The sequence below is a fragment of the Micromonospora echinofusca genome (genome assembly GCF_900091445.1).
GTDB classification, from domain to species: domain Bacteria; phylum Actinomycetota; class Actinomycetes; order Mycobacteriales; family Micromonosporaceae; genus Micromonospora; species Micromonospora echinofusca.
Genome location: NZ_LT607733.1, coordinates 6,005,338 through 6,024,962 on the forward strand (window position 1 = coordinate 6,005,338; position 19,625 = coordinate 6,024,962).

General features: G+C 71.6%; 16 protein-coding genes. 1 reads left to right on the plus strand and 15 read right to left on the minus strand.

What is annotated here, in order from left to right; all coding sequences use genetic code 11:
• Positions 1-98: 98 nt before the first annotated feature.
• Entirely contained in the window at positions 99-881 is a 783-nt protein-coding gene (locus tag GA0070610_RS25720; protein WP_089002419.1) for an IclR family transcriptional regulator, read from the minus strand.
• A gap of 154 nt (positions 882-1,035) precedes the next feature.
• On the opposite strand from GA0070610_RS25720, the gene GA0070610_RS25725 reads away from it, so the two are divergent.
• Entirely contained in the window at positions 1,036-2,217 is a 1,182-nt protein-coding gene (locus GA0070610_RS25725) for an MFS transporter (RefSeq protein WP_089002420.1), read from the plus strand.
• A 70-nt stretch (positions 2,218-2,287) separates the two neighbouring features.
• Here GA0070610_RS25725 and GA0070610_RS25730 read toward each other — a convergent pair whose 3' ends face one another.
• The 14 genes from GA0070610_RS25730 to GA0070610_RS25795 form a co-directional block, all read right to left on the minus strand.
• Positions 2,288-3,373 carry a polyprenyl synthetase family protein gene (locus GA0070610_RS25730; RefSeq protein WP_089002421.1) on the minus strand — a complete coding sequence of 362 codons (1,086 nt, stop codon included), beginning with the start codon at positions 3,371-3,373 and terminating at the stop codon, positions 2,288-2,290.
• Between the two features lie 90 nt (positions 3,374-3,463).
• On the minus strand, positions 3,464-5,017 hold the full coding sequence (gene nuoN, locus GA0070610_RS25735; protein WP_089002422.1) for an NADH-quinone oxidoreductase subunit NuoN: 1,554 nt from the start codon (positions 5,015-5,017) through the stop codon (positions 3,464-3,466).
• A gap of 169 nt (positions 5,018-5,186) precedes the next feature.
• Positions 5,187-6,722 (minus strand): NADH-quinone oxidoreductase subunit M, encoded by a 1,536-nt coding sequence (locus GA0070610_RS25740; RefSeq protein WP_089002423.1) that lies wholly within the window; start codon positions 6,720-6,722, stop codon positions 5,187-5,189.
• A 64-nt stretch (positions 6,723-6,786) separates the two neighbouring features.
• Positions 6,787-8,748 (minus strand): NADH-quinone oxidoreductase subunit L, encoded by a 1,962-nt coding sequence (nuoL, locus tag GA0070610_RS25745; RefSeq protein ID WP_172896595.1) that lies wholly within the window; start codon positions 8,746-8,748, stop codon positions 6,787-6,789.
• 11 nt (positions 8,749-8,759) lie between these two features.
• Positions 8,760-9,059: an NADH-quinone oxidoreductase subunit NuoK gene (gene nuoK, locus GA0070610_RS25750; RefSeq protein WP_089002424.1), complete on the minus strand. Its 300-nt coding sequence runs from the start codon at positions 9,057-9,059 to the stop codon at positions 8,760-8,762.
• Entirely contained in the window at positions 9,056-9,826 is a 771-nt protein-coding gene (locus tag GA0070610_RS25755; protein WP_089002425.1) for an NADH-quinone oxidoreductase subunit J, read from the minus strand. Before GA0070610_RS25755 ends, nuoK begins: the two co-directional genes overlap by 4 nt.
• Positions 9,823-10,464 (minus strand): NADH-quinone oxidoreductase subunit NuoI, encoded by a 642-nt coding sequence (gene nuoI / locus GA0070610_RS25760; protein WP_089002426.1) that lies wholly within the window; start codon positions 10,462-10,464, stop codon positions 9,823-9,825. Before nuoI ends, GA0070610_RS25755 begins: the two co-directional genes overlap by 4 nt.
• Position 10,465: 1 nt before the next feature.
• Complete coding sequence (nuoH, locus tag GA0070610_RS25765; RefSeq protein ID WP_089002427.1) at positions 10,466-11,821, minus strand: NADH-quinone oxidoreductase subunit NuoH; 1,356 nt, start codon at positions 11,819-11,821, stop codon at positions 10,466-10,468.
• A complete protein-coding gene (locus tag GA0070610_RS25770; RefSeq protein WP_089002428.1) occupies positions 11,818-14,331 on the minus strand; it encodes an NADH-quinone oxidoreductase subunit G in 2,514 nt (837 codons plus the stop codon). The genes nuoH and GA0070610_RS25770 overlap by 4 nt, the downstream gene beginning before the upstream one ends.
• Before the next feature lie 58 nt (positions 14,332-14,389).
• On the minus strand, positions 14,390-15,706 hold the full coding sequence (gene nuoF / locus GA0070610_RS25775; protein ID WP_089002429.1) for an NADH-quinone oxidoreductase subunit NuoF: 1,317 nt from the start codon (positions 15,704-15,706) through the stop codon (positions 14,390-14,392).
• The gene (gene nuoE / locus GA0070610_RS25780) at positions 15,703-16,887 is read right to left on the minus strand and encodes an NADH-quinone oxidoreductase subunit NuoE (RefSeq protein ID WP_089002430.1); all 1,185 of its coding nucleotides are present in this window, start codon (positions 16,885-16,887) and stop codon (positions 15,703-15,705) included. Before nuoE ends, nuoF begins: the two co-directional genes overlap by 4 nt.
• On the minus strand, positions 16,884-18,209 hold the full coding sequence (locus tag GA0070610_RS25785) for an NADH-quinone oxidoreductase subunit D (RefSeq protein ID WP_089002431.1): 1,326 nt from the start codon (positions 18,207-18,209) through the stop codon (positions 16,884-16,886). Before GA0070610_RS25785 ends, nuoE begins: the two co-directional genes overlap by 4 nt.
• Positions 18,206-18,943 carry an NADH-quinone oxidoreductase subunit C gene (locus GA0070610_RS25790; protein WP_089002432.1) on the minus strand — a complete coding sequence of 246 codons (738 nt, stop codon included), beginning with the start codon at positions 18,941-18,943 and terminating at the stop codon, positions 18,206-18,208. The genes GA0070610_RS25785 and GA0070610_RS25790 overlap by 4 nt, the downstream gene beginning before the upstream one ends.
• Positions 18,940-19,617 carry a NuoB/complex I 20 kDa subunit family protein gene (locus GA0070610_RS25795; RefSeq protein ID WP_089002433.1) on the minus strand — a complete coding sequence of 226 codons (678 nt, stop codon included), beginning with the start codon at positions 19,615-19,617 and terminating at the stop codon, positions 18,940-18,942. Before GA0070610_RS25795 ends, GA0070610_RS25790 begins: the two co-directional genes overlap by 4 nt.
• Positions 19,618-19,625 lie beyond the last annotated feature (8 nt).

A 19,625-nucleotide genomic window follows, 5' to 3' on the forward strand; every position in this document is an offset into this window, starting at 1 on the left:
CCGGTCGTTGCGGCCCGACCCGACCGGCGCCGGGGCAGCAGCGGGACACGGAAGCGTGCCCCGGGGCCGCCCGCCCGGCCGGGGGCGGGCGGGCGGGCTCAGCTGTCGGCGACCAGGTTGTCGGCGATCGTCCGGGCGGCGGTGAGCAGCTTCGCCCGCACGACTCGGGCGGAGGTCATCATCTCGCCGGCCGGCAGCGCGCAGGCCAGCACCACCCGGCGTTCCATGTCCTTGTCGGGGCTGACCAGCACCGCCGCGCAGGCCACGCCCTGCCGGAACTGCCCCAGCTCCAGCTGCATGCCCCGCCGGTCCCCGGCGGCCAGGTCGACCTCGAACGCCTCGGCGGTCGTCAGGGTCGCGGAGGTGAACGGGCGCATGCCGTAGTCGCGCAGGTAGCGGAAGCGTTGCTCGGCGGTCAGGGTGGCGAGCAGGGCCTTGCCGAGGGCGGTCGCGTGCGCGCCCTCGTCGAAGCCGGGCACCAGGTCCTCCAGGTACGGCGAGCGCGGGCCCTCGGCCACGGCCGTGACCGCCACCTGGCCGCCGACGAAGCGGCCGAGGTAGTGGCTGTAGCCGGTGTCCACGGCGGCCCGGCGCAGGCTCTCCCCGACCGACGGCGGCCCCCGGAACGCCGTGACCAGCTCGCGGTAGCGGTCGGCCACCTCCAGACCCACGATGTACGTGCCGTCCTCGCGCCGGATCACGTAGCCCTCGTAGGCGAGGGTACGGACCAGGTGATAGGTGGTCGCCACGGTCAGCTCGCAACGCCGGGCGATCTGCTTGACGGTGAGCCCCTTCGGGGCGCGACCGACCGATTCGAGCACTCGTAGCGCGCGGGACACGCTCCGGATGAGGTCCGAAGGTTCCGCCAAGGGGTCGCGCACAACCACCTCCGCCGCCGGGGACTTACACCATATGAAAAACAGGCGCGGTGCGAAATGCCTGTTCGGGTGGAGGATGCCAGATCGTCGTGAACGGCACGTGCCCCGACAGGCACGTTCCGTGACGTAATCGCTGCTCGCGTAGGTTTGCCGGACCATGACCGACACCGCGTTGCAGCCACCCCCGGGCCTCGCGCCGTCCCGCCCCGCCCGGGCGGTGACCGGGGCCGTCGCCGTCACCATCGCCTGTGTCCTGCCGGTCTTCCTACTCGGCGGCCTCGCCGTGCAGATGGGCGAGGACCTCGGATTCTCCCCGGCCGGCCTGGGCCTGGCCGTGTCGGTCTACTTCGGCGTCGGCGCGCTGGCCTCCGTGCCCTCCGGCGTCCTCGCCGAGCGGTACGGGCCGACCGTGGTGGCCCGTGCCGGCATCCTGCTCTCCGCCGCCTGCCTGCTGGCCGTGGCGGGGCTGGCCCGCTCGTACGCCGTCCTGCTCGGGCTGCTCGCGCTCGCCGGCACCGCCAACGCCCTCGGCCAGCTCGCCAGCAACGCCACCCTCGCCCGGCACGTGCCACCCCGCCGGCAGGGCCTGTCGTTCGGGGTGAAGCAGGCCGCCATCCCCGTCGCCACCCTGCTGGCCGGGGCGGCGGTGCCGACCGTGGCGCTGACGGCCGGCTGGCGCTGGGCGTTCGTGGCGGCTGCCGGCACGGCCCTGGCCGCGCTGCCGACCGTACCCGCGCGGGAGCCCCGCCCGGCGCGGACGGCCGCCCCCGCCCGCGCCGGCCGCGCCACCGCGGCCCTGGTGGTCGTGGGGGCCGCCGGGACCTTCGCCGCCGCCGCCGCGAACGCGCTCGGCACCTTCGTCGTCGACTCCGCCGCCGGCCGGGGGCTGTCCCCCGGGCTGGCCGGGCTGACCCTCACCCTGGGCAGCGCGGTCTGCGTCGCGGCCCGGGTCACCGTCGGCTGGCTCGCGGACCGCCGCGCCACCGGGCACGTCGCCCTCATCGCCGGCATGCTCATGGTCGGCGCGGCCGGGCTGGGCCTGCTGGCCGTGGCCGGGCCCGTGCCACTGGTGGCCGGCGTGCTGCTCGGCTTCGGCCTGGGCTGGGCGTGGCCGGGCCTGATGACCTTCGCGGTGGTCCGGCTGCACCCGCGGGCCCCGGCCGCCGCCACCTCGGTCACCCAGACCGGGGTGTACGCGGGCGGCTGCCTCGGCCCGCTCGGCCTGGGTGCCGTGGCCGCGCACGCCGGCTACCCGACGATGTGGCTCGTGGCCGCCGCCTCGATGCTGCTGGCCGCCGCGCTGATGCTCACCGGCAGCCGGATGCTCGCCCGCCCCTAGCGGGCGCGTCGGGCCGAACTACCCACGACCACGCGCACCCGGACGCCGGTCTGCCCGCTCGGCCGGCGCGTCAGCTGGTGCGGTCGGCGATGTAGTCGCAGAGCGATTCGAGGGCGCGGCGGGCCGGGCCCTGCGGGAGCGGCGAGAGCTGCTCCCGGGCCTCCTCGGCGTAGCTGCGGACCGTCTCCCGGGCCCGCTTCAGCGCCGGGCTCTCACGCAGCAGGCCGAGCGCCTCGGCGTGCAGGGCGTCGTCGGTCAGCGGGCCCGTCGCCAGGATCTCCCGCAGCCGCACGGACGCGGCGTCGGCGTCGTCTGAGGCGAGCGCGTAGAGCACCGGCAGGGTCGGCACGCCCTCGCGCAGGTCGGTGCCGGGCGTCTTGCCCGACTCCACCGACTCGGAGGCGATGTCGAGCAGGTCGTCGGAGAGCTGGAAGGCCACGCCGATCGTCTCGCCGTAGCCGGCCAGCGCCTCGGTGTGCTCGGGGGCGGCGCCGCCGAACATGCCGCCGAAGCGGGCCGAGGTGGCGATCAGCGAGCCGGTCTTGCCGGCGATCACGTCGAGGTAGTGGGCCACCGGGTCGTCGCCGGGGCGGGGGCCGACGGTCTCGGCGATCTGGCCGTGCACCAGCCGGGCGAAGGTGCGCGCCTGGAGGCGTACGGCCTCGATGCCCAGGTCGGCGGCGATGTCGGCGGCGCGGGCGAAGAGGTAGTCGCCAACGAGGATGGCGACCGAGTTGGTCCACCGGGAGTTGGCGCTCGGCGCCCCCCGGCGCACGTCGGCCTCGTCCATCACGTCGTCGTGGTAGAGCGTCGCCAGGTGGGTGAGCTCCATCACCACGGCGGCCGGCACGACCTGCGCGTTGGTCGGGTCGCCGAACTGCGCGCCCAGCGCGACCAGCAGCGGCCGGAACCGCTTGCCGCCGGCCTCCACGAGGTGCCGGGCAGCCTCCGTCACGAACGGGTCGGCGCTGGCCACGCTCGCGCGCAGCTCCGTCTCGACGCCCTCCAGCAGGCCCAGCACGGACGCCTCGACGCGGGGGTCGGCGAGATAGAGGCCGAGCGCGCCGAACTGACTCGTGCTCACCCTGGTCCGACGGCCGCCGGACCCGGGGGCACCTGAACGTTCGCCAGCCGGATTCACCACGCCATCAACCATGCCACACCCCTCCGACCTGCCCGGGACGGGGGATACGGCGCGGGGGCCGGCACGCCGTGGCGTACCGGCCCCCGCGGGCGTCAGCGTCGGTCATCTGACAAATTCGGCGGCGCCGCTGGCCAGGTCGAGCAGCGGCGCGGGCGCCACACCGAGCACCAGCGTGGCGAGCACGCCGATCATCAGCGCGGCCGAGGTCAGCCCGCCGGGCACGGCGACGGTCGGCGTCGACTCGCCGGGCTCGGAGAGCCACATCATCACCACGACCCGCAGGTACGGGAACGCCAGCACCATGCTGGTCAGCACGCCGGCGATCACCAGCCACGCCTGCCCGCCGTCGAGCGCCGGGCCGAAGACCGCGAACTTGCTCGTGAAGCCGCTGGTCAGCGGGATGCCGGCGAAGGCCAGCAGGATGAAGGTGAAGATGCCGGCGTAGAACGGCGAGCGCCGGCCCAGCCCTGCCCAGCGGGACAGGTGGGTGGCCTCCCCGTCGGCGTCGCGCACCAGGGTCACCACGGCGAACGCGGCGAGCACCGAGAAGCCGTACGCCACCAGGTAGAACATCGTCCCGGAGATGCCGTCGGCCCCCGGCGCCAGCACGCCGACCAGCAGGTAGCCGGCGTTGGCGATCGAGGAGTACGCCAGCAGCCGCTTGATGTCGGTCTGGGTGACCGTCAGCACCGCGCCGACCAGCATGGTCAGCACCGCCACCGCCCCGAGGACCGGGGTGAAGTCCCACCGGGCGCCGTCGAAGGCGACGTGGAACACCCGCAGCAGCGCGCCGAACGCGGCGACCTTGGTGCAGGCGGCCATGAAGCCGGTGATCGGGGTCGGCGCGCCCTGGTAGACGTCCGGCGTCCAGACGTGGAAGGGGGCGGCGGCGGCCTTGAAGAGCAGGCCGATGGCGAGCAGCGCCATGCCGGCGAAGAGCAGCACCGGGCTGGCCGGCGAGTCCGTGACGGCGGCGTCGATGGTGGCGAAGTCGACACCGGCCTGCCGGCCCGGGGTGCCCGCCGTGAAGCCGTAGATCAGGGCCACGCCGAACAGGAAGAAGGCCGAGGCGTACGCGCCGAGCATGAAGTACTTCAGCGCGGCCTCCTGGCTCAGCAGCCGCCGGCGGCGGGCCAGGGCGCAGAGCAGGTACAGCGGCAGCGAGAAGACCTCGAGCGCGATGAACATGGTCAGCAGGTCGTTCGCCGCCACGAAGATCAGCATGCCGCCGATCGCGAACGTGGTCAGCGGGTAGACCTCGGTGAGGCCGTTCTTGCCCTCGGCCTGCCGCCGGTCGTCGGCCGACTCGGCGGTGACCGCGGCGTGGGCGACGAACGCCCCGCCCCGCTCCACCGAGCGCTCGCCGATGAGCAGCAGCGCCATCGCGGCGAGGACCAGGATCGCGCCCTGGAGGAAGAGCGTCGGCCCGTCCACGGCGATCGCCCCGCCGATGGTGATCTTCCGCTCGTCGGCCGCGAGCACCACCATGGTCAGCGCGGCGAGCACCGCCAGCAGGGCCAGCGTCAGCTGGACCACGTGCCGGAGCCGGCGGGGCACGAACGCCTCGACCAGCACGCCCAGCAGCGCGGCGCCCAGCATGATCAGGGTAGGCGCGAGCGCCGCGTAGTCGATCGAGGGCAACTTGAGCTCAGTCACTGCGCAAACCTTTCGTTCGCGACTGCGGGGCCCACTCGCTCCGCTCGTTCACTCCTCGCGCTCACTCGGCCTCTTTCGATCGCGACTGCGGGGCTCGCAAGCTCACTCCTCGCGCTCACTCGGCCTCTTTCGATCGCGACTGCGGGGCTCGCAAGCTCACTCCTCGCGCTCACTTGGCCGCCTCCTGGACGGTGCCGCCCGAGGTCGGGGCTGGGTCGGTTCGGCCGACGTCCTGCATGGTCGCCTGCACGGCCGGGTTGATCACGTCGGTGACCGGCTTCGGGTAGAAGCCGAGCAGCACGATCAGCGCGATCAGCGGGGCGACCACGACCTTCTCGCGGAGGTTCAGGTCGCGCTTCATGCCGTCGATCTGGGTCAGCGCCGGGTTGAGCGTGCCCTGGGTGGTGCGCTGCACCATCCACAGCACGTACGCGGCGGCCAGGATGATGCCGAGCGTCGCGATCACCGCGACCGGCTTGTTCACCGTGAACGTGCCGATCAGCACCAGGAACTCGGAGACGAACGGCGCGGTGCCGGGCAGCGCGAGCGACGCCAGGCCGGCGAAGAAGAGCACCCCGGCCAGGAGCGGCACCAGCTTGCCGGCGCCGCCGAAGTCACTGATCAGCGCCGAGCCCCGCCGGGCGATGAGCATGCCCACCACCAGGAAGAGCAGGCCCGTGGCCAGGCCGTGGTTGACCATGTAGAGCACCGCGCCGGTGCCGGCCTGGGTGGTGAAGGCGAAGATGCCGACCCCGATGAAGCCGAAGTGCGCGATCGAGGTGTACGACACGAGCCGCTTGAGGTCGTTCTGGCCGACCGCCAGCAGCGCGGCGTAGATGATGCCGATCACGCCCAGCGCCAGCGCCCACGGCGCGAACCACTTGGCCGCGTCCGGGAACAGCGGCAGGCAGTAGCGCAGGATGCCGAACGTGCCGACCTTGTCGAGCACGCCGACGAGCAGCGCCGCCGCCCCCGCCGGGGCCGCGCCACCGGCGTCCGGCAGCCAGGTGTGGAACGGGAAGAACGGCGCCTTGATCGCGAAGGCGAGGAAGAAGCCGAGGAACAGCCAGCGCTCCGTGCCGGTGGAGATGTCCACCTGGGACAGCGCCTGCCAGTCGAACGTCTTCCCGCCGACGACCCAGAGGCCGATCACCGCGGCGAGCATGAACAGGCCGCCGACCAGCGAGTAGAGGAAGAACTTCACCGCCGCGTACTGCCGCTGGTGGCCGCCGTAGCTGCCGATCAGGAAGTACATCGGCACCAGCATGACCTCGAAGAACACGTAGAACAGGAAGACGTCGGCGGCGGCGAAGACGCCGATCATCGTGCACTCGAGGACGAGCAGCAGGGCGAAGTAGACCGGCACCGACCGCTTGGACGACTCGGCGTCGTGCCACGACGCCAGGATCACCAGCGGTACGAGCACCGCGATGAGCATCAGCATCACCAGCGCGATGCCGTCGGCGGCGAAGGTGAAGTTGACGCCCCAGTTCGGGATCCACGCGTAGGACTCGCGGAACTGGAAGCGGTCACCGCCGACCTTGAAGGTCACCCACATGACCACCGACAGCGCCAGCACCAGCAGCGACCAGCCGAGCGCCACCTGCTTGGCCAGCTCCGGCCGGCTGCGCGGCAGGAAGGCCACCACCAGGGCGCCGACCAGCGGTGCCACGGTGAGCACCGAGAGGAACGGGAAGTCGGACATTATGCGGCCTTACCTCCGTCGTCACTGCGCGGTCCGCCGGTGACGGCCGCCTGGAAGAGGTCGATCACGTCAGCCACCCCGCCTCGACGGCCAGGAACGCCGCCAGGACCAGCAGCGCGCCGGTCAGGATCGAGGTGGCGTACGACCGGACGAAGCCCGTCTGGAGCCGCCGGAGCCGGCCCGAGCAACCCCCGATGCCCGCCGCCAGACCGTTGACCAGCCCGTCGACGCCCCGGTTGTCCAGGTAGACCAGCGCCCGGGTGAGGAAGATGCCCGGCTTCTCGAAGACCGCCTCGTTGAACGCGTCGGTGTAGAGATTCTTCCGGGCGGCGGTGACCAGCACGCCGGCCGGCTGCGGCGCGGTGGCCGTGCCGTTGCGGAAGAGGAACCAGGCCAGACCCGCGCCGAGGATGGTGATCAGGATCGACAGGATCGTGATCACCGTGTGGGAGAGGACGCCGTGCGCCTCGCCGCCGGGCTCCTCCCCGAGCACGGGCGTCAACCAGGAGGCGACTCCGTCGTTCCAGGCCATCAGCCCACCGGCCACCACGGACCCGATCGCCAGGAGGATGAGCGGGATCGTCATCAGCTTCGGCGACTCGTGCGGGTGCTCGATGTCCTCCGTCCAGCGCTTCGGCCCGTGGAAGGTGAGCACGAAGAGCCGGGTCATGTAGAAGGCGGTCAGTCCGGCACCGAGCAGCGCCGCGCCGCCGAAGAGCCAGGCAGTCCAGCCCTCCCGCTCGAAGGCGCTCGCGATGATCGGCTCCTTCGAGAAGTAGCCGGAGAGCGGCGGGATGCCGATGATCGCCAGCCAGCCGGCCGCGAAGGTCAGCCACGTGATCTTCATGTTCTTCGAGAGACCGCCGAATCGGCGGATGTCGACCTGGTCCTTCATGCCGTGCATGACCGAGCCGGCGCCGAGGAACATGTTGGCCTTGAAGAAGCCGTGCGCCAGCAGGTGGATGATCGCCAGCGCGTAGGCGCCTCCACCCAGGCCGACGCCGAGGAACATGTAGCCGATCTGGCTCACCGTCGACCAGGCCAGCACCCGCTTGATGTCGTCCTTGGCCGCGCCGATGACGCAGCCGATCAGCAGCGTCAGCGCACCGACGCTCACCACGACGAGCTGGAGCGTGGAGTTGGCCGAGAAGATCGGGTTCGACCGGGCGATCAGGTACACGCCGGCGGTGACCATGGTGGCGGCGTGGATGAGCGCCGACACCGGGGTCGGACCCTCCATCGCGTCCGGCAGCCACGCCTGGAGCGGGAACTGGCCGGACTTGCCGGTCGCGCCGAGCAGCAGCAGCAGGCCGAGCACCAGCACCGTGGTCGCGGTCAGCGAGCCGACCCCGTTGAAGACCTCGTCGTACTGGGTGGTGCCGAGGGTGGCGAACATGATGAAGATGCCGATGGCCAGGCCGGCGTCGCCGACCCGGTTCATCAGGAACGCCTTCTTGCCGGCGGTGGCGGCGCTGGGCCGCTCGTACCAGAAGGAAATCAGCAGGTACGACGCCAGACCGACGCCCTCCCAGCCGAAGTAGAGCATCACGTAGTTGTTGCCGAGCACCAGCAGCAGCATGGCGGCGACGAACAGGTTGAAGTAGGCGAAGAAGCGCCTACGCCCCGCGTCGTGCGACATGTACTCGACCGCGTAGAGGTGGATCAGGAAGCCCACCCCGGTGATCAGCAGCACGAAGACGGCGGCCAGCGGGTCGAAGAGCAGACCGAAGTCCACCCGCAGGTCGCCGACCGTGATGAAGTCCCACAGGCTCAGCTCGACCGACTTGTTCTCCAGCCCACGGAGCTGGAGGAAGTAGGTCAGGCCCAGCACGAACGCGGCGCCGATGGCGGCCACCCCGAGCCAGTGCCCCCAGCGGTCCGCCCGGCGGCCGAGCAGCAGCAGGACCACCGCGCTGACCAGCGGGATCGCCACCAGCAGCCAGACGCTGCCCAGCAGCCCGTCCGCCGTCGCGTAGGCGACGGTGCCCACCGGCTCAGCCGGGGCGTTCGTCAGAATCGTTCCCACCGCAGGACCCCTCAGTACTTCAGCAGGTTGGCGTCGTCGACGCTCGCGGAGCGCCGGGTCCGGAAGATCGCCATGATGATCGCGAGCCCGACCACGACCTCGGCCGCCGCCACCACCATCACGAAGAACGCCATGATCTGTCCGTTGAGGTCACCGTTGATCCGGCTGAAGGTGACCAGGGTCAGGTTGGCCGCGTTGAGCATCAGCTCGACGCACATGAACAGCACGATCGCGTTGCGCCGGATGAGCACGCCGACCGCGCCGATGGTGAACAGCACCGCGGCCAGTACCAGGTAGTAGTCGGGGGTCATTTGTCCGTCCCCTTCAGGGTGGTCTCCTGGGCGGTCAGCTCGCGCACCGGCAGGATGTCCGGGGTGCTCCGATCGGTCAGCCGGCCGTCCGGCAGGCGGGCCGGGGTGGCCACGGAGGAGGAGGTCGCGTAGACACCCGGGCCGGGCTTCGGGCCCGGGTAGTTGCCCGGGGCGAAGCGCGCCCGCATCGTCTTCGGCTGGTCCAGCTTGTCTTCCTTGCGCCGCTCGATGTGAGCCAGCACCATCGCGCCGACCGCGGCCGTGATGAGCAGCGCCGAGGTCAGCTCGAAGGCGAAGACGTACTTGGTGAAGAGCAGCCGGGCGATGCCCTGCACGTTGCCCTCGGCGTTCGCCTGCTCCAGGCCCACCGCCGTGGTGCCCTCCAGCGCGCGCCACAGCCCGCCGCCGACCAGGCCGGCGAAGCCGAGCCCGAGCACCACCGCCGCCACCCGCTGGCCCCGCAGCGTCTCGATCAACGAGTCCGAGGCGTCGCGGCCGACCAGCATCAGCACGAAGAGGAACAGCATCATGATGGCGCCGGTGTAGACGATGATCTGCACCATGCCGATAAACGGCCCGGCCTGGAGCACGTAGAACACGCCCAGGCAGAGCATCGTCAGCACCAGCCACAGGGCCGAGTGCACCGCGTTGCGCGCCGCGACCATGCCGATCGCGCCGATCAGCGCCAGCGGGGCCAGGATCCAGAAGGTCACCTGCTCCCCACCGGAGACCCCGCCCGCCGCGGCGAGCACCGTCTGCGTGGTCATGCTCCGTCTCCCTTGGCGGCCGCCGCCCGCTGGGCGTGCTGCTCGGCGCCGGGGAAGGTCACCCCGGGGTGTTCCTCCACCTGGTACCGGCCCGGGTTGTTGGCCGAGTGCTCCGCCCCGGCCGAGGTGCCCGGGTTGGTCAGCGCGCCGACGTAGTAGTCCTTCTCGCTGTCGCCCAGCCGCATCGGGTGCGGCGGCTGCTCCATGCCCGGCAGCAGCGGCGCGAGCAGCTGCTCCTTCGTGAAGATCAGATCCTGCCGGTTGTCCCGGGCCAGCTCGTACTCGTTGCTCATGGTGAGCGAACGGGTCGGGCAGGCCTCGATGCAGAGCCCGCAGAAGATGCAGCGGGCGTAGTTGATCTGGTAGATGCTGGCGTACCGCTCACCCGGCGAGAAGCGCTGCTCGTCGGTGTTGTCGCCGCCCTCGACGTAGATCGCGTCGGCCGGGCAGGCCCAGGCGCACAGCTCGCAGCCGATGCACTTCTCCAGCCCGTCCGGGTGCCGGTTGAGGATGTGCCGCCCGTGGTAGCGCGGCGCCGACACCGGCGGCTTGAACGGGTAGTCGGTGGTGATGACCTTCTTGAACATGTGCGAGAAGGTGACACCGAAGCCCTTGAACGTTCCGGTGATCGCGCCCACGTCACACCTCCCTGGAGTCCGGGCCGGCGGCGATGTTGGCCGGTTCCCGCTCGGCGACCACGCGCCTCGTGCGCGGGCTCGGTGGTACCTGCAGGTCCATCGGGGGCAGCGGGAAGCTGCCGTGCGGCCGGTCGTTGACCTGCTCCTGGACCGTCGGCTTCGGCTGCGGCTTGCGGCTCGGCCAGAGCAGCGTGGCGAGCAGCAGGATGCCGGCGGGGATGCCGACGGCGATCAGCTTGCCGCGCGAGTCCCAGTCCTCGATCGAGCGCAGGCCGGCCAGGACCATGATCCAGACCAGGTTGATCGGGAGCAGGACCTTCCAGCCGAAGCGCATGAACTGGTCGTAGCGCAGCCGGGGCAGGGTGCCCCGCAGCCAGACGAAGACGAACACCAGCATGACGACCTTGCCGAAGAACCACAGCATCGGCCACCAGCCGGAGTTGGCGCCCGCCCAGAAGGCGGTGATCGGCCACGGCGCGTGCCAGCCACCGAGGAAGAGCGTCACGGTGAACGCCGACATCGTGACCATCGCGACGTACTCGCTGAGCATGAAGAGGGCGAACTTCAGCGAGCTGTACTCCGTCTGGAAGCCCGCCACCAGCTCCGACTCCGCCTCGGGCAGGTCGAACGGCGCCCGGTTCGTCTCACCGACGATCGCGATGAAGAACATGATGAAGCTGGGGAGCAGCAGGATCGCGTACCAGCCGGGGGCCGGAAGCTCGAAGCCCCCGATGTTCAGCCGGGTGCCGTCGCCCTGGGCGGCGACGATCCCGCTGGTCGACATGGTGCCGGCGGTCATGAAGACCGCGACGACGCTCAGGCCCATCGTGACCTCGTACGAGACCAGCTGGGCGGCGGAGCGCAGGCCGCCGAGCAGTGGGTACGTCGAGCCGCTGGCCCAGCCGCCGAGCACGATGCCGTACACGGCCAGCGAGGAGAAGGCCAACACCACCAGCACCGCCACCGACACGTCGGTGACCTGCAACGGCGTCCGGTGCCCGAAGATGCTGACCATCGGCCCGAACGGGATCACCGACAGCGCGGTGACCGCGCAGACCACCGAGATCACCGGGGCGAAGAAGTAGACGACCTTGTCGGCGGTCCTCGGGAGGATGTCCTCCTTGAAGGCCAGCTTCAGGCCGTCGGCGAGGGTCTGCAGCAGGCCGAACGGACCGGCCTGGTTGGGGCCGGGCCGCACCGCCATGCGGCCCACGACCCGGCGCTCGAACCAGACGCCGAGCAGCGTGGCCAGCACGGCGACGACGAACGCGAAGACGATCTTGCCGAGAACCAGCCACCAGGGGTCCCGGCCGAAGTCGGCCAGCGTCGGATCCTGGGCCAGGTAGACCGCGTTCACTGCTGTACACCCCCTGCGTTGAGGAGCGGGCCCGGACGGTCCGCCGCGTCGGCGGCGACCGCGGCGGCGGAGATCCGCACGAACGCTCCGGACGTCGCGCCGAGGCTGCGTCGCACGGTCGAACCGGGCGAGTTGGTCGGCAGCCAGACGACGCCGTCCGGCATCTCGGTGATCGCCGCCGGCAGGGTCAACGCGCCGCGGTCGGTGCCCACCGTCACCGGATCGCCGTCGGCGACGCCGAGCGCCTCCGCGGTGCCCTTGCCCAGCCGGACCACCGGCGGGCGGGCGGTACCGGCGAGGTACTCGTCGCCGTCGGTCAGGCTGCCCAGGTCGATCAACTGGTGCCAGGTGGCGAGCACCGCCTCACCGGCCCCCGGCTCCCGGACCGTGGCCGGCGCCACCGACGGGGCGGCGGGGCGGTCCGTACGGGTGCGGGGCAGCGCGCCCAGCTCGCGGCGGACGCTGAGCACGTCGCCGGTGCCGAGCTGCACGTCGAGCTGCGCGGCGAGCGCGTCCAGCACGCGGCCGTCGGTCATCGCGGCGGTGTGCAGCACCGCCTCGAAGGTGCGCAGCCGGCCCTCCCAGTCCAGGAAGCTGCCGGCCTTCTCGGCCACCGGCGCCACGGGGAGGACGACGTCGGCCCGGCGGGCCACCGCGCTCATCCGCAGCTCCAGGCTCACCAGGAACGGCACCTCGTCCAGGGCCTTCTCGGCCAGCCGCGGGTCGGCCAGGTCGGCCGGGTCGACCCCGGCCACCACCAGCGCGCCGAGCTGACCGCCGGCGGCGGCGGCGAGGATGCCGTCGGTGTCGCGGCCGGCCTGGCTCGGGATCACCCCGGCGGGGATGTCCCACGCCTCACCCAGCTCGGCCCGCGCGGCCGGCTCGTTGACCAGGCGGCCACCGGGCAGCAGGTTGGGCAGGCAGCCCGCGTCGACCGCGCCGCGATCACCCGCGCGCCGCGGCACCCAGGCCAGCTTCGCACCGGTACGCCGGGCCACGTCGGCCGCCGCGGAGAGGCCGCCCGGCACGCTGGCCAGCCGCTCCCCGACGATCAGGATCGCGCCCTCGGCGCCGAGCGCCTCGGCGACGGTGGCGTGCTCGGCGAGCACGGTCGCCTCCTCGCCCGGCACCACCCGGGCCAGCTTGGCGCCGAGCTTCTCCAGGCCGCGGGTGGCGAACGGCGCGATCGCGTAGACCGTCAGCTTCTTCTTCAGGTACGCCTTGCGCAGCCGCAGGAAGAGGATCGGGCACTCCTCCTCCGGCTCCAACCCGACCAGCACCACCGCCGGCGCCTTCTCGACGTCGGCGTACGTGACATCGGTGACTCCGGCGACCGAGCTGGCCAGGAAGTCCGTCTCCTCGCGGGAGACCGGCCGGGCCCGGAAGTCGATGTCGTTGGTGTTCAGCGCGACCCGGGCGAACTTCGCGTACGCGTAGGCGTCCTCGACGGTCAGCCGGCCGCCGGTGAGCACCGCCGTGCCGCGCCCACCTTCGCGCGCGGCGCGCAGGCCCTCGGCGGCGACGGTCAGCGCCTCGCTCCACGCCGCCTCACGCAGCTCACCGGTCTGCGCGTCGCGGACCAGCGGGGTGGTGAGCCGGTCGAAGGCGCGGGTGTACTGGAAGCCCCACCGCCCCTTGTCGCAGTTCCACTCCTCGTTCACCGCCGGGTCGTCGCCGGCCAGCCGGCGCAGCACCTTGCCCCGCCGCCAGTCGGTGCGCTGGGCGCACCCCGCCGAGCAGTGCTCGCAGACGCTGGGGGTGGAGACCAGGTCGAACGGGCGGGCCCGGAACCGGTACTGGGTGCCGGTCAGCGCGCCGACCGGGCAGATCTGCACCGTGTTGCCGGAGAAGTACGAGTTAAAGGGCACGTCGCCGGAGTCGGCCTCGTCGGCGCCGGGGCAGCCCGCGCCCACGTCCACGCCGTAGTCCTCGTCCCGGTAGATGTTGATCTCCTCGGCGGACGACCGGCCCATCAGGTCGATGAACTTGTCGCCGGCGATCTCCTCGGAGAACCGGGTGCAGCGCTGGCAGAGCACGCAGCGCTCGCGGTCGAGCAGCACCTGCGTGCTGATCGGCAGCGGCTTCGGGTACTCCCGCTTGTGCTCGTGGAACCGCGAGTCGGCGCGCCCGGTGGACATCGCCTGGTTCTGCAGCGGGCACTCGCCGCCCTTGTCGCACATCGGGCAGTCGAGCGGGTGGTTGAGCAGCAGCAGCTCCATGACCCCCTCCTGCGCCTTCTTGGCGACCGGGGAGGTGAGCTGGGTACGCACCACCATGCCGTCTGCGACGGTCTGGGTGCAGGAGGCGACGGGCTTGCGCTGCCCCTCCACCTCGACCAGGCACTGCCGGCACGCGCCGGCCGGGGCCAGCAGCGGGTGGTCGCAGAACCGGGGGATCTCGGTGCCCAACTGCTCGGCGACCCGGATCAGCAGCGCCCCCTTGGGGGCGGTGACCTCGACGCCGTCGATGGTGAGCGTGACGGTCTCGGTCTGCTTCGCTACGTCGGTCACAGTGCTTGCCTTTCGCTCGCGACTGCGGGGCTCGCTCCGCTCACTCCTCGCGCTCGCATCAGTGCGCTCCCACTAGCTGCTTGTCCGACAGCTTCGGCGCGGTACGTCCCTCGATGTAGTCGAGGTAGTCCTGCTTGAAGTACTTCAGCGACGAGGTCACCGAGCTGGTGGCGCCGTCACCGAGGCCGCAGAACGAGCGGCCGAGGATGTTGTCGCAGGTGTCCAGCAGGGTGTCCAGGTCCTCGTGGGTGCCCTGACCGGCGAGGATCCGCCGGTAGACCCGGACCATCCAGTAGTTGCCCTCGCGGCACGGGGTGCACTTGCCGCACGACTCGTGGTGGTAGAACTCCAGCCACCGGTAGGTCGCGTAGACCGGGCAGTCCTGGTCGGAGAAGATCTGGGTGGCCGTGGTGCCGAGGATCGAGCCGGCCGCCGCCACCCCCTCGAAGTCGAGCGGCACGTCCAGGTGCTCGGCGGTGAGCAGCGGCGTCGACGAGCCGCCCGGCGTCCAGAACCTCAGGTTGTGGCCGGGCTGCATGCCGCCGGCCAGCTCGATCAGTTCCCGCAGGGTGACGCCCATGCCGCACTCGTACTGGCCGGGGTTGGCGATCCGGCCGGAGAGCGAGTAGATCATCGGGCCGGACGACTTCTCCGTGCCCATCGTCTTCCACCAGTCGGCGCCGCCCAGCACGATGTAGGGCACGCTGGCGATGGTGCCGACGTTGTTGACCACCGTCGGGCTCGCGTACAGGCCGTGGGTGGCCGGGAACGGCGGGCGCAGCCGGGGCTGGCCCCGGAAGCCCTCCAGCGAGTCCAGCAGCGCGGTCTCCTCGCCGCAGATGTACGCCCCGGCGCCCGAGTGCACCACCAGCTCCAGGTCGTACCCGGAGCCGAGGATGTTGCGGCCGAGGTAGCCCTTGGCGGTCGCCTCCCGCACGGCGTTGCGCAGCCGGCGCGCGGCGTGCACCGCCTCGCCCCGGATGTAGATGTAGGCGCGGTTGGCCCGGATCGCGTACGACGCGATGATCACGCCCTCGACGAGGGCGTGCGGGTCGTGCGTCATCAGCGGGAGGTCCTTGCAGGTGCCCGGCTCCCCCTCGTCGGCGTTGACCACGAGGTAGTGCGGCTTGCCGTCGCCCTGCGGGATGAACCCCCACTTGAGACCGGTCGGGAAGCCGGCGCCGCCGCGACCGCGCAGGCCGGAGTCCTTGATCAGCTGGATCAGGTCGTCCGGGTGCGCCTTGAGCGCCTTGCGCAGGGCCGCGTAGCCGTCGAGCTTCTCGTAGGTGCCGATGCGCCAGGCGTCCGGCGACAGCCAGCGCTTGGTGAGTACCGGCGTCAGCTTGGCCAGGGTCTCCGGCCGGGGAGTGGTCACTTCTGGACCCCCGTCTCGCTCGCGACGGCGGAGCCCGCGCCACCGGCGCTCGTCCCCGCCTCGGCTTCCTTGAGGTTGCGCTCCTGCGCCCCGGCATCGTCGCCGGCGGGCTTGCCGTCGCCGGCCGGCGCGTTGGCCGCCACGCCGGCGGCCTCCGCCTCCCGCGCGTCGCGGGGAGCCGGCGGGGCGCCGTCCACCGGAACCTTGGTGCCCGGGGCGTCCGGCACGGCGGTCGCCGCGTCGGGCTGCCGGGTCTCGGCCGTACGCACCTCGGGCGACTTGGCGTCCGGCGCCTTCACGTCGCGGGTGGTGCTGCCGGCCGCCTGCGCCGGGGTCGCCGGCTCGCCGGTGCCCGCGTTGCCGGCGGTAACCGGGCGCGCGGCGCCACCGTTCGACGGGGCCGGCGCGGTGCCGGCCGGCTTCGCGGCGGCCTTCGCCTCGGCGGTCTTGTCCGCCTCGCTGCGGGCCTTCGCCTCGGCGGCGGCCTTGTCGGCCTCGGCCTTGCTGCGGATCGGGGTGTTCGGGTCGAAGCCCGGCACCGAGATGCCGTGCTCCTGCGCCAGTCGCAGCCCCCGCAGGGTGGGCTCGCCCGGCCCGCCGTCGGCGACCGCGCCCTCCCGCTCGTCGGCGAAGCCGGCGAGCTGCACCGCCATCTCCTTGAGGGTGCAGAGCCGGGCGCCCCGGGTCGGCATCGGCCGGCCACCGGCGCGCAGCTCGTCGACCACGCCGCGCGCGGTCTGCGGGTCGACCCCGTCGAAGAAGTCGTAGTTGACGGTCATCACGGGCCCGTAGTCGCACGCCGCCAGGCACTCGGCGTGCTCCAGGGTGATCTTCCCGTCGGCGGTCGTCTCGTCGTGCCCCACGCCGAGGTGCTCGGCGAGGGTGTCGTAGACCTCCTGGCCGCCGAGCACGTTGCACATGGTGTTGGTGCAGACGCTCACCAGGTAGTCGCCGGTCGGCCGGCGCTTGTACATGGTGTAGAAGGTCGCGACCGCCCCGACCTGGGCCTTGTTGAGGCCCAGCACCTCGGCGCAGAACGCCACACCGGCCGGGGAGACGTAGCCCTCCTCGGCCTGCACCAGGTGCAGCAGCGGCAGCAGCGCCGACCGGGACCGGTCGGCCGGGTAGCGGGCGATGATCTCCCGTGCCCGTTCGCGGGTCTCGTCAGTGAAAACACTCATCGGTCACAACCACCCATCACAGGGTCCAGCGAGGCGCCGCCGGCGATCACGTCGGCGATCAGGCCGCCCTCGGCCATCGCCGGGAGGGCCTGGAGGTTGACGAAGCTCGGCTCCCGGTAGTGCACCCGGTACGGCCGGGTGCCACCGTCGGAGACGGCGTGCACGCCCAGCTCGCCGCGGGGCGACTCGATGCCGACGTAGACCTGCCCCGGCGGCACCCGGAAGCCCTCGGTGACGAGCTTGAAGTGGTGGATCAGCGACTCCATCGACTGACCCATGATCTTCGCGACGTGCTCCAGCGAGTTGCCCATGCCGTCGACGCCGATGGCGAGCTGCGCCGGCCAGGCAATCTTCTTGTCGGCCACCATCACCGGGCCCGGCCGGAGCCGGTCCAACGCCTGCTCGACGAGCTTGAGCGACTCCCGGATCTCGGCGAGCCGGACCAGGTAGCGGCCCCACACGTCGCCGTCGGTGTGCGTCGGCACGTCGAACTCGTACGTCTCGTAGCCGCAGTACGGCATGGTCTTGCGCAGGTCCCAGGCGAGGCCGGCGGAGCGCAGCACCGGGCCGGTCACGCCCAGCGCGAGGCAGCCCGTCACGTCGAGCACCGCGACGTTCTGCGTCCGCTCGAGCCAGATGGGCTGCCCGGAGAGGAGGTTCTCGTACTCCTTGAGCCGCTTCGGCATCAGCTTCAGGAACTCACGGATCTTGACGATCGCCTCGTCCGGCACGTCCTGCGCCACGCCGCCCGGGCGGACGTACGCGTGGTTCATCCGCAGGCCGGTGATGATCTCGAAGATCTCCAGCACGTACTCACGCTCGCGGAAGCCGTAGAGCATCATGTTGATCGCGCCCAGCTCCATGGCCGTGGTGGCCACCCAGACCAGGTGCGAGGAGATCCGGTTCAGCTCCATCATGAGGACCCGGATGGTGTTCGCCCGCTCGGTGATCTGCTCGGAGATCCCGAGCAGCTTCTCCACCGCGAGCGCGTACCCGGTCTCGTTGAAGATCGGGGCGAGGTAGTCCATCCGGGTCACGAAGGTGCTGCCCTGGACCCAGTTGCGGTATTCGAGGTTCTTCTCGATGCCGGTGTGCAGGTAGCCGACGACCGAGCGGGCCTCGCGGACCGTCTCGCCCTCCAGCTCCAGGACCAGCCGGAGCACGCCGTGCGTCGACGGGTGCTGCGGACCCATGTTGACGACGATGCGCTCGTCGTTGATCGGGTCGGTGCCCGAGACGACGCTGTCCCAGTCGCCACCGGTGACGGTGAAGACCTTGCCCTCGGTGGTGTCGCGCTCGCTGGCGTAGTTCGACGTGGTCACTGGTAGGACCTCCTCCGGTCCGGCGGCGGGATCTCAGCGCCCTTGTACTCGACGGGCACGCCGCCGAGGGGGTAGTCCTTGCGCTGCGGGTGCCCCTCCCAGTCGTCCGGCATGAGGATCCGGGTCAGGTTGGGGTGACCGTCGAAGACGATGCCGAACATGTCGTACGCCTCGCGCTCCTGCCAGTCCGCCGTCGGGTAGACCGACGTGACGCTCGGCAGGTGCGGGTCCTCGGCGGAGACAGCGGCCTCCAGCCGCACCGTGCGGCGGTAGGTCATCGAGGTGAGCTGGTAGACGACGTGCAGGCGGCGGGCGTCGGCGCCGAGGTAGTCGACCCCGGACACCGAGGAGCAGAGCTCGAAGCGGAGCGCCATGTCGTCGCGCATCACCTGGCAGACCTCGGCGATCCGCTCGGGGCGGATGTGCAGCGTCAGCTCGCCCCGGTCGACCACGACCTTCTCGATGGCGTCGGCGAAGTCCGGGTACGCCTCCTCCAGCGCGTCGCGGACCTCGTCGAAGTAGCCCCCGTACGGCCGGGGGGCGTCCTCGATGGTGCGGCGCTGGCGGACGAGGCCGCCGAAGCCGGACACGTCCCCGGAGCCCTGGTTGCCGAACATGCCCCGGCCGGCCGGGCTGGCCGGGGGGTACTCGGCGGGCGCGGTGCTGCTGGCACCGGCCGGCGTGACCGGCACCGGTACGCCGCCGTCGTCTTTCCTGTCCTGAGGCGCGGTCACTTCTGGACACCCCCGTGCTGCAGGTGGTTCTGGGCCTTCATCCAGTTCTCGATCCGCAGCTGCTCCTCGCGACCCTCACGGACCGCCTTGGTCCACTCGGCCCGCCGGGCCTTGTCGCTGCGGTACGACGACGGCATCGAGCCGTACGGGACGACCGGGACGTCGCCGCGGGCCTGGCGTGCCTCGAGCATCTTGCGGCCGTTCGGGCCGAGCGGCTCGTGCCCGATCTTCTCGCGCAGCTTGAGGACCGCGTCGATGAGCATCTCGGGCCGGGGCGGGCAGCCGGGCAGGTACATGTCGACCGGGACGATGTGGTCGACGCCCTGCACGATGGCGTAGTTGTTGAACATGCCGCCGCTGCTGGCGCAGACGCCCATCGAGATGACCCAGCGGGGCTCCGCCATCTGGTCGTAGATCTGGCGCAGCACCGGGGCCATCTTCTGGCTGACCCGGCCGGCCACGATCATCAGGTCGGCCTGCCGGGGCGAGGCCCGGAAGACCTCCATGCCCCAGCGGCCCATGTCGTAGTGCGGGCCACCCGCGGCCATCATCTCGATCGCGCAGCAGGCCAGGCCGAAGGTCGCACCCCAGACCGACGTCTTGCGCGACCAGTTGACCAGCTTCTCCACCGAGGTGAGCAGGACACCGGCGGGGAGCTTCTCCTCGATACCCATCTGAGGTT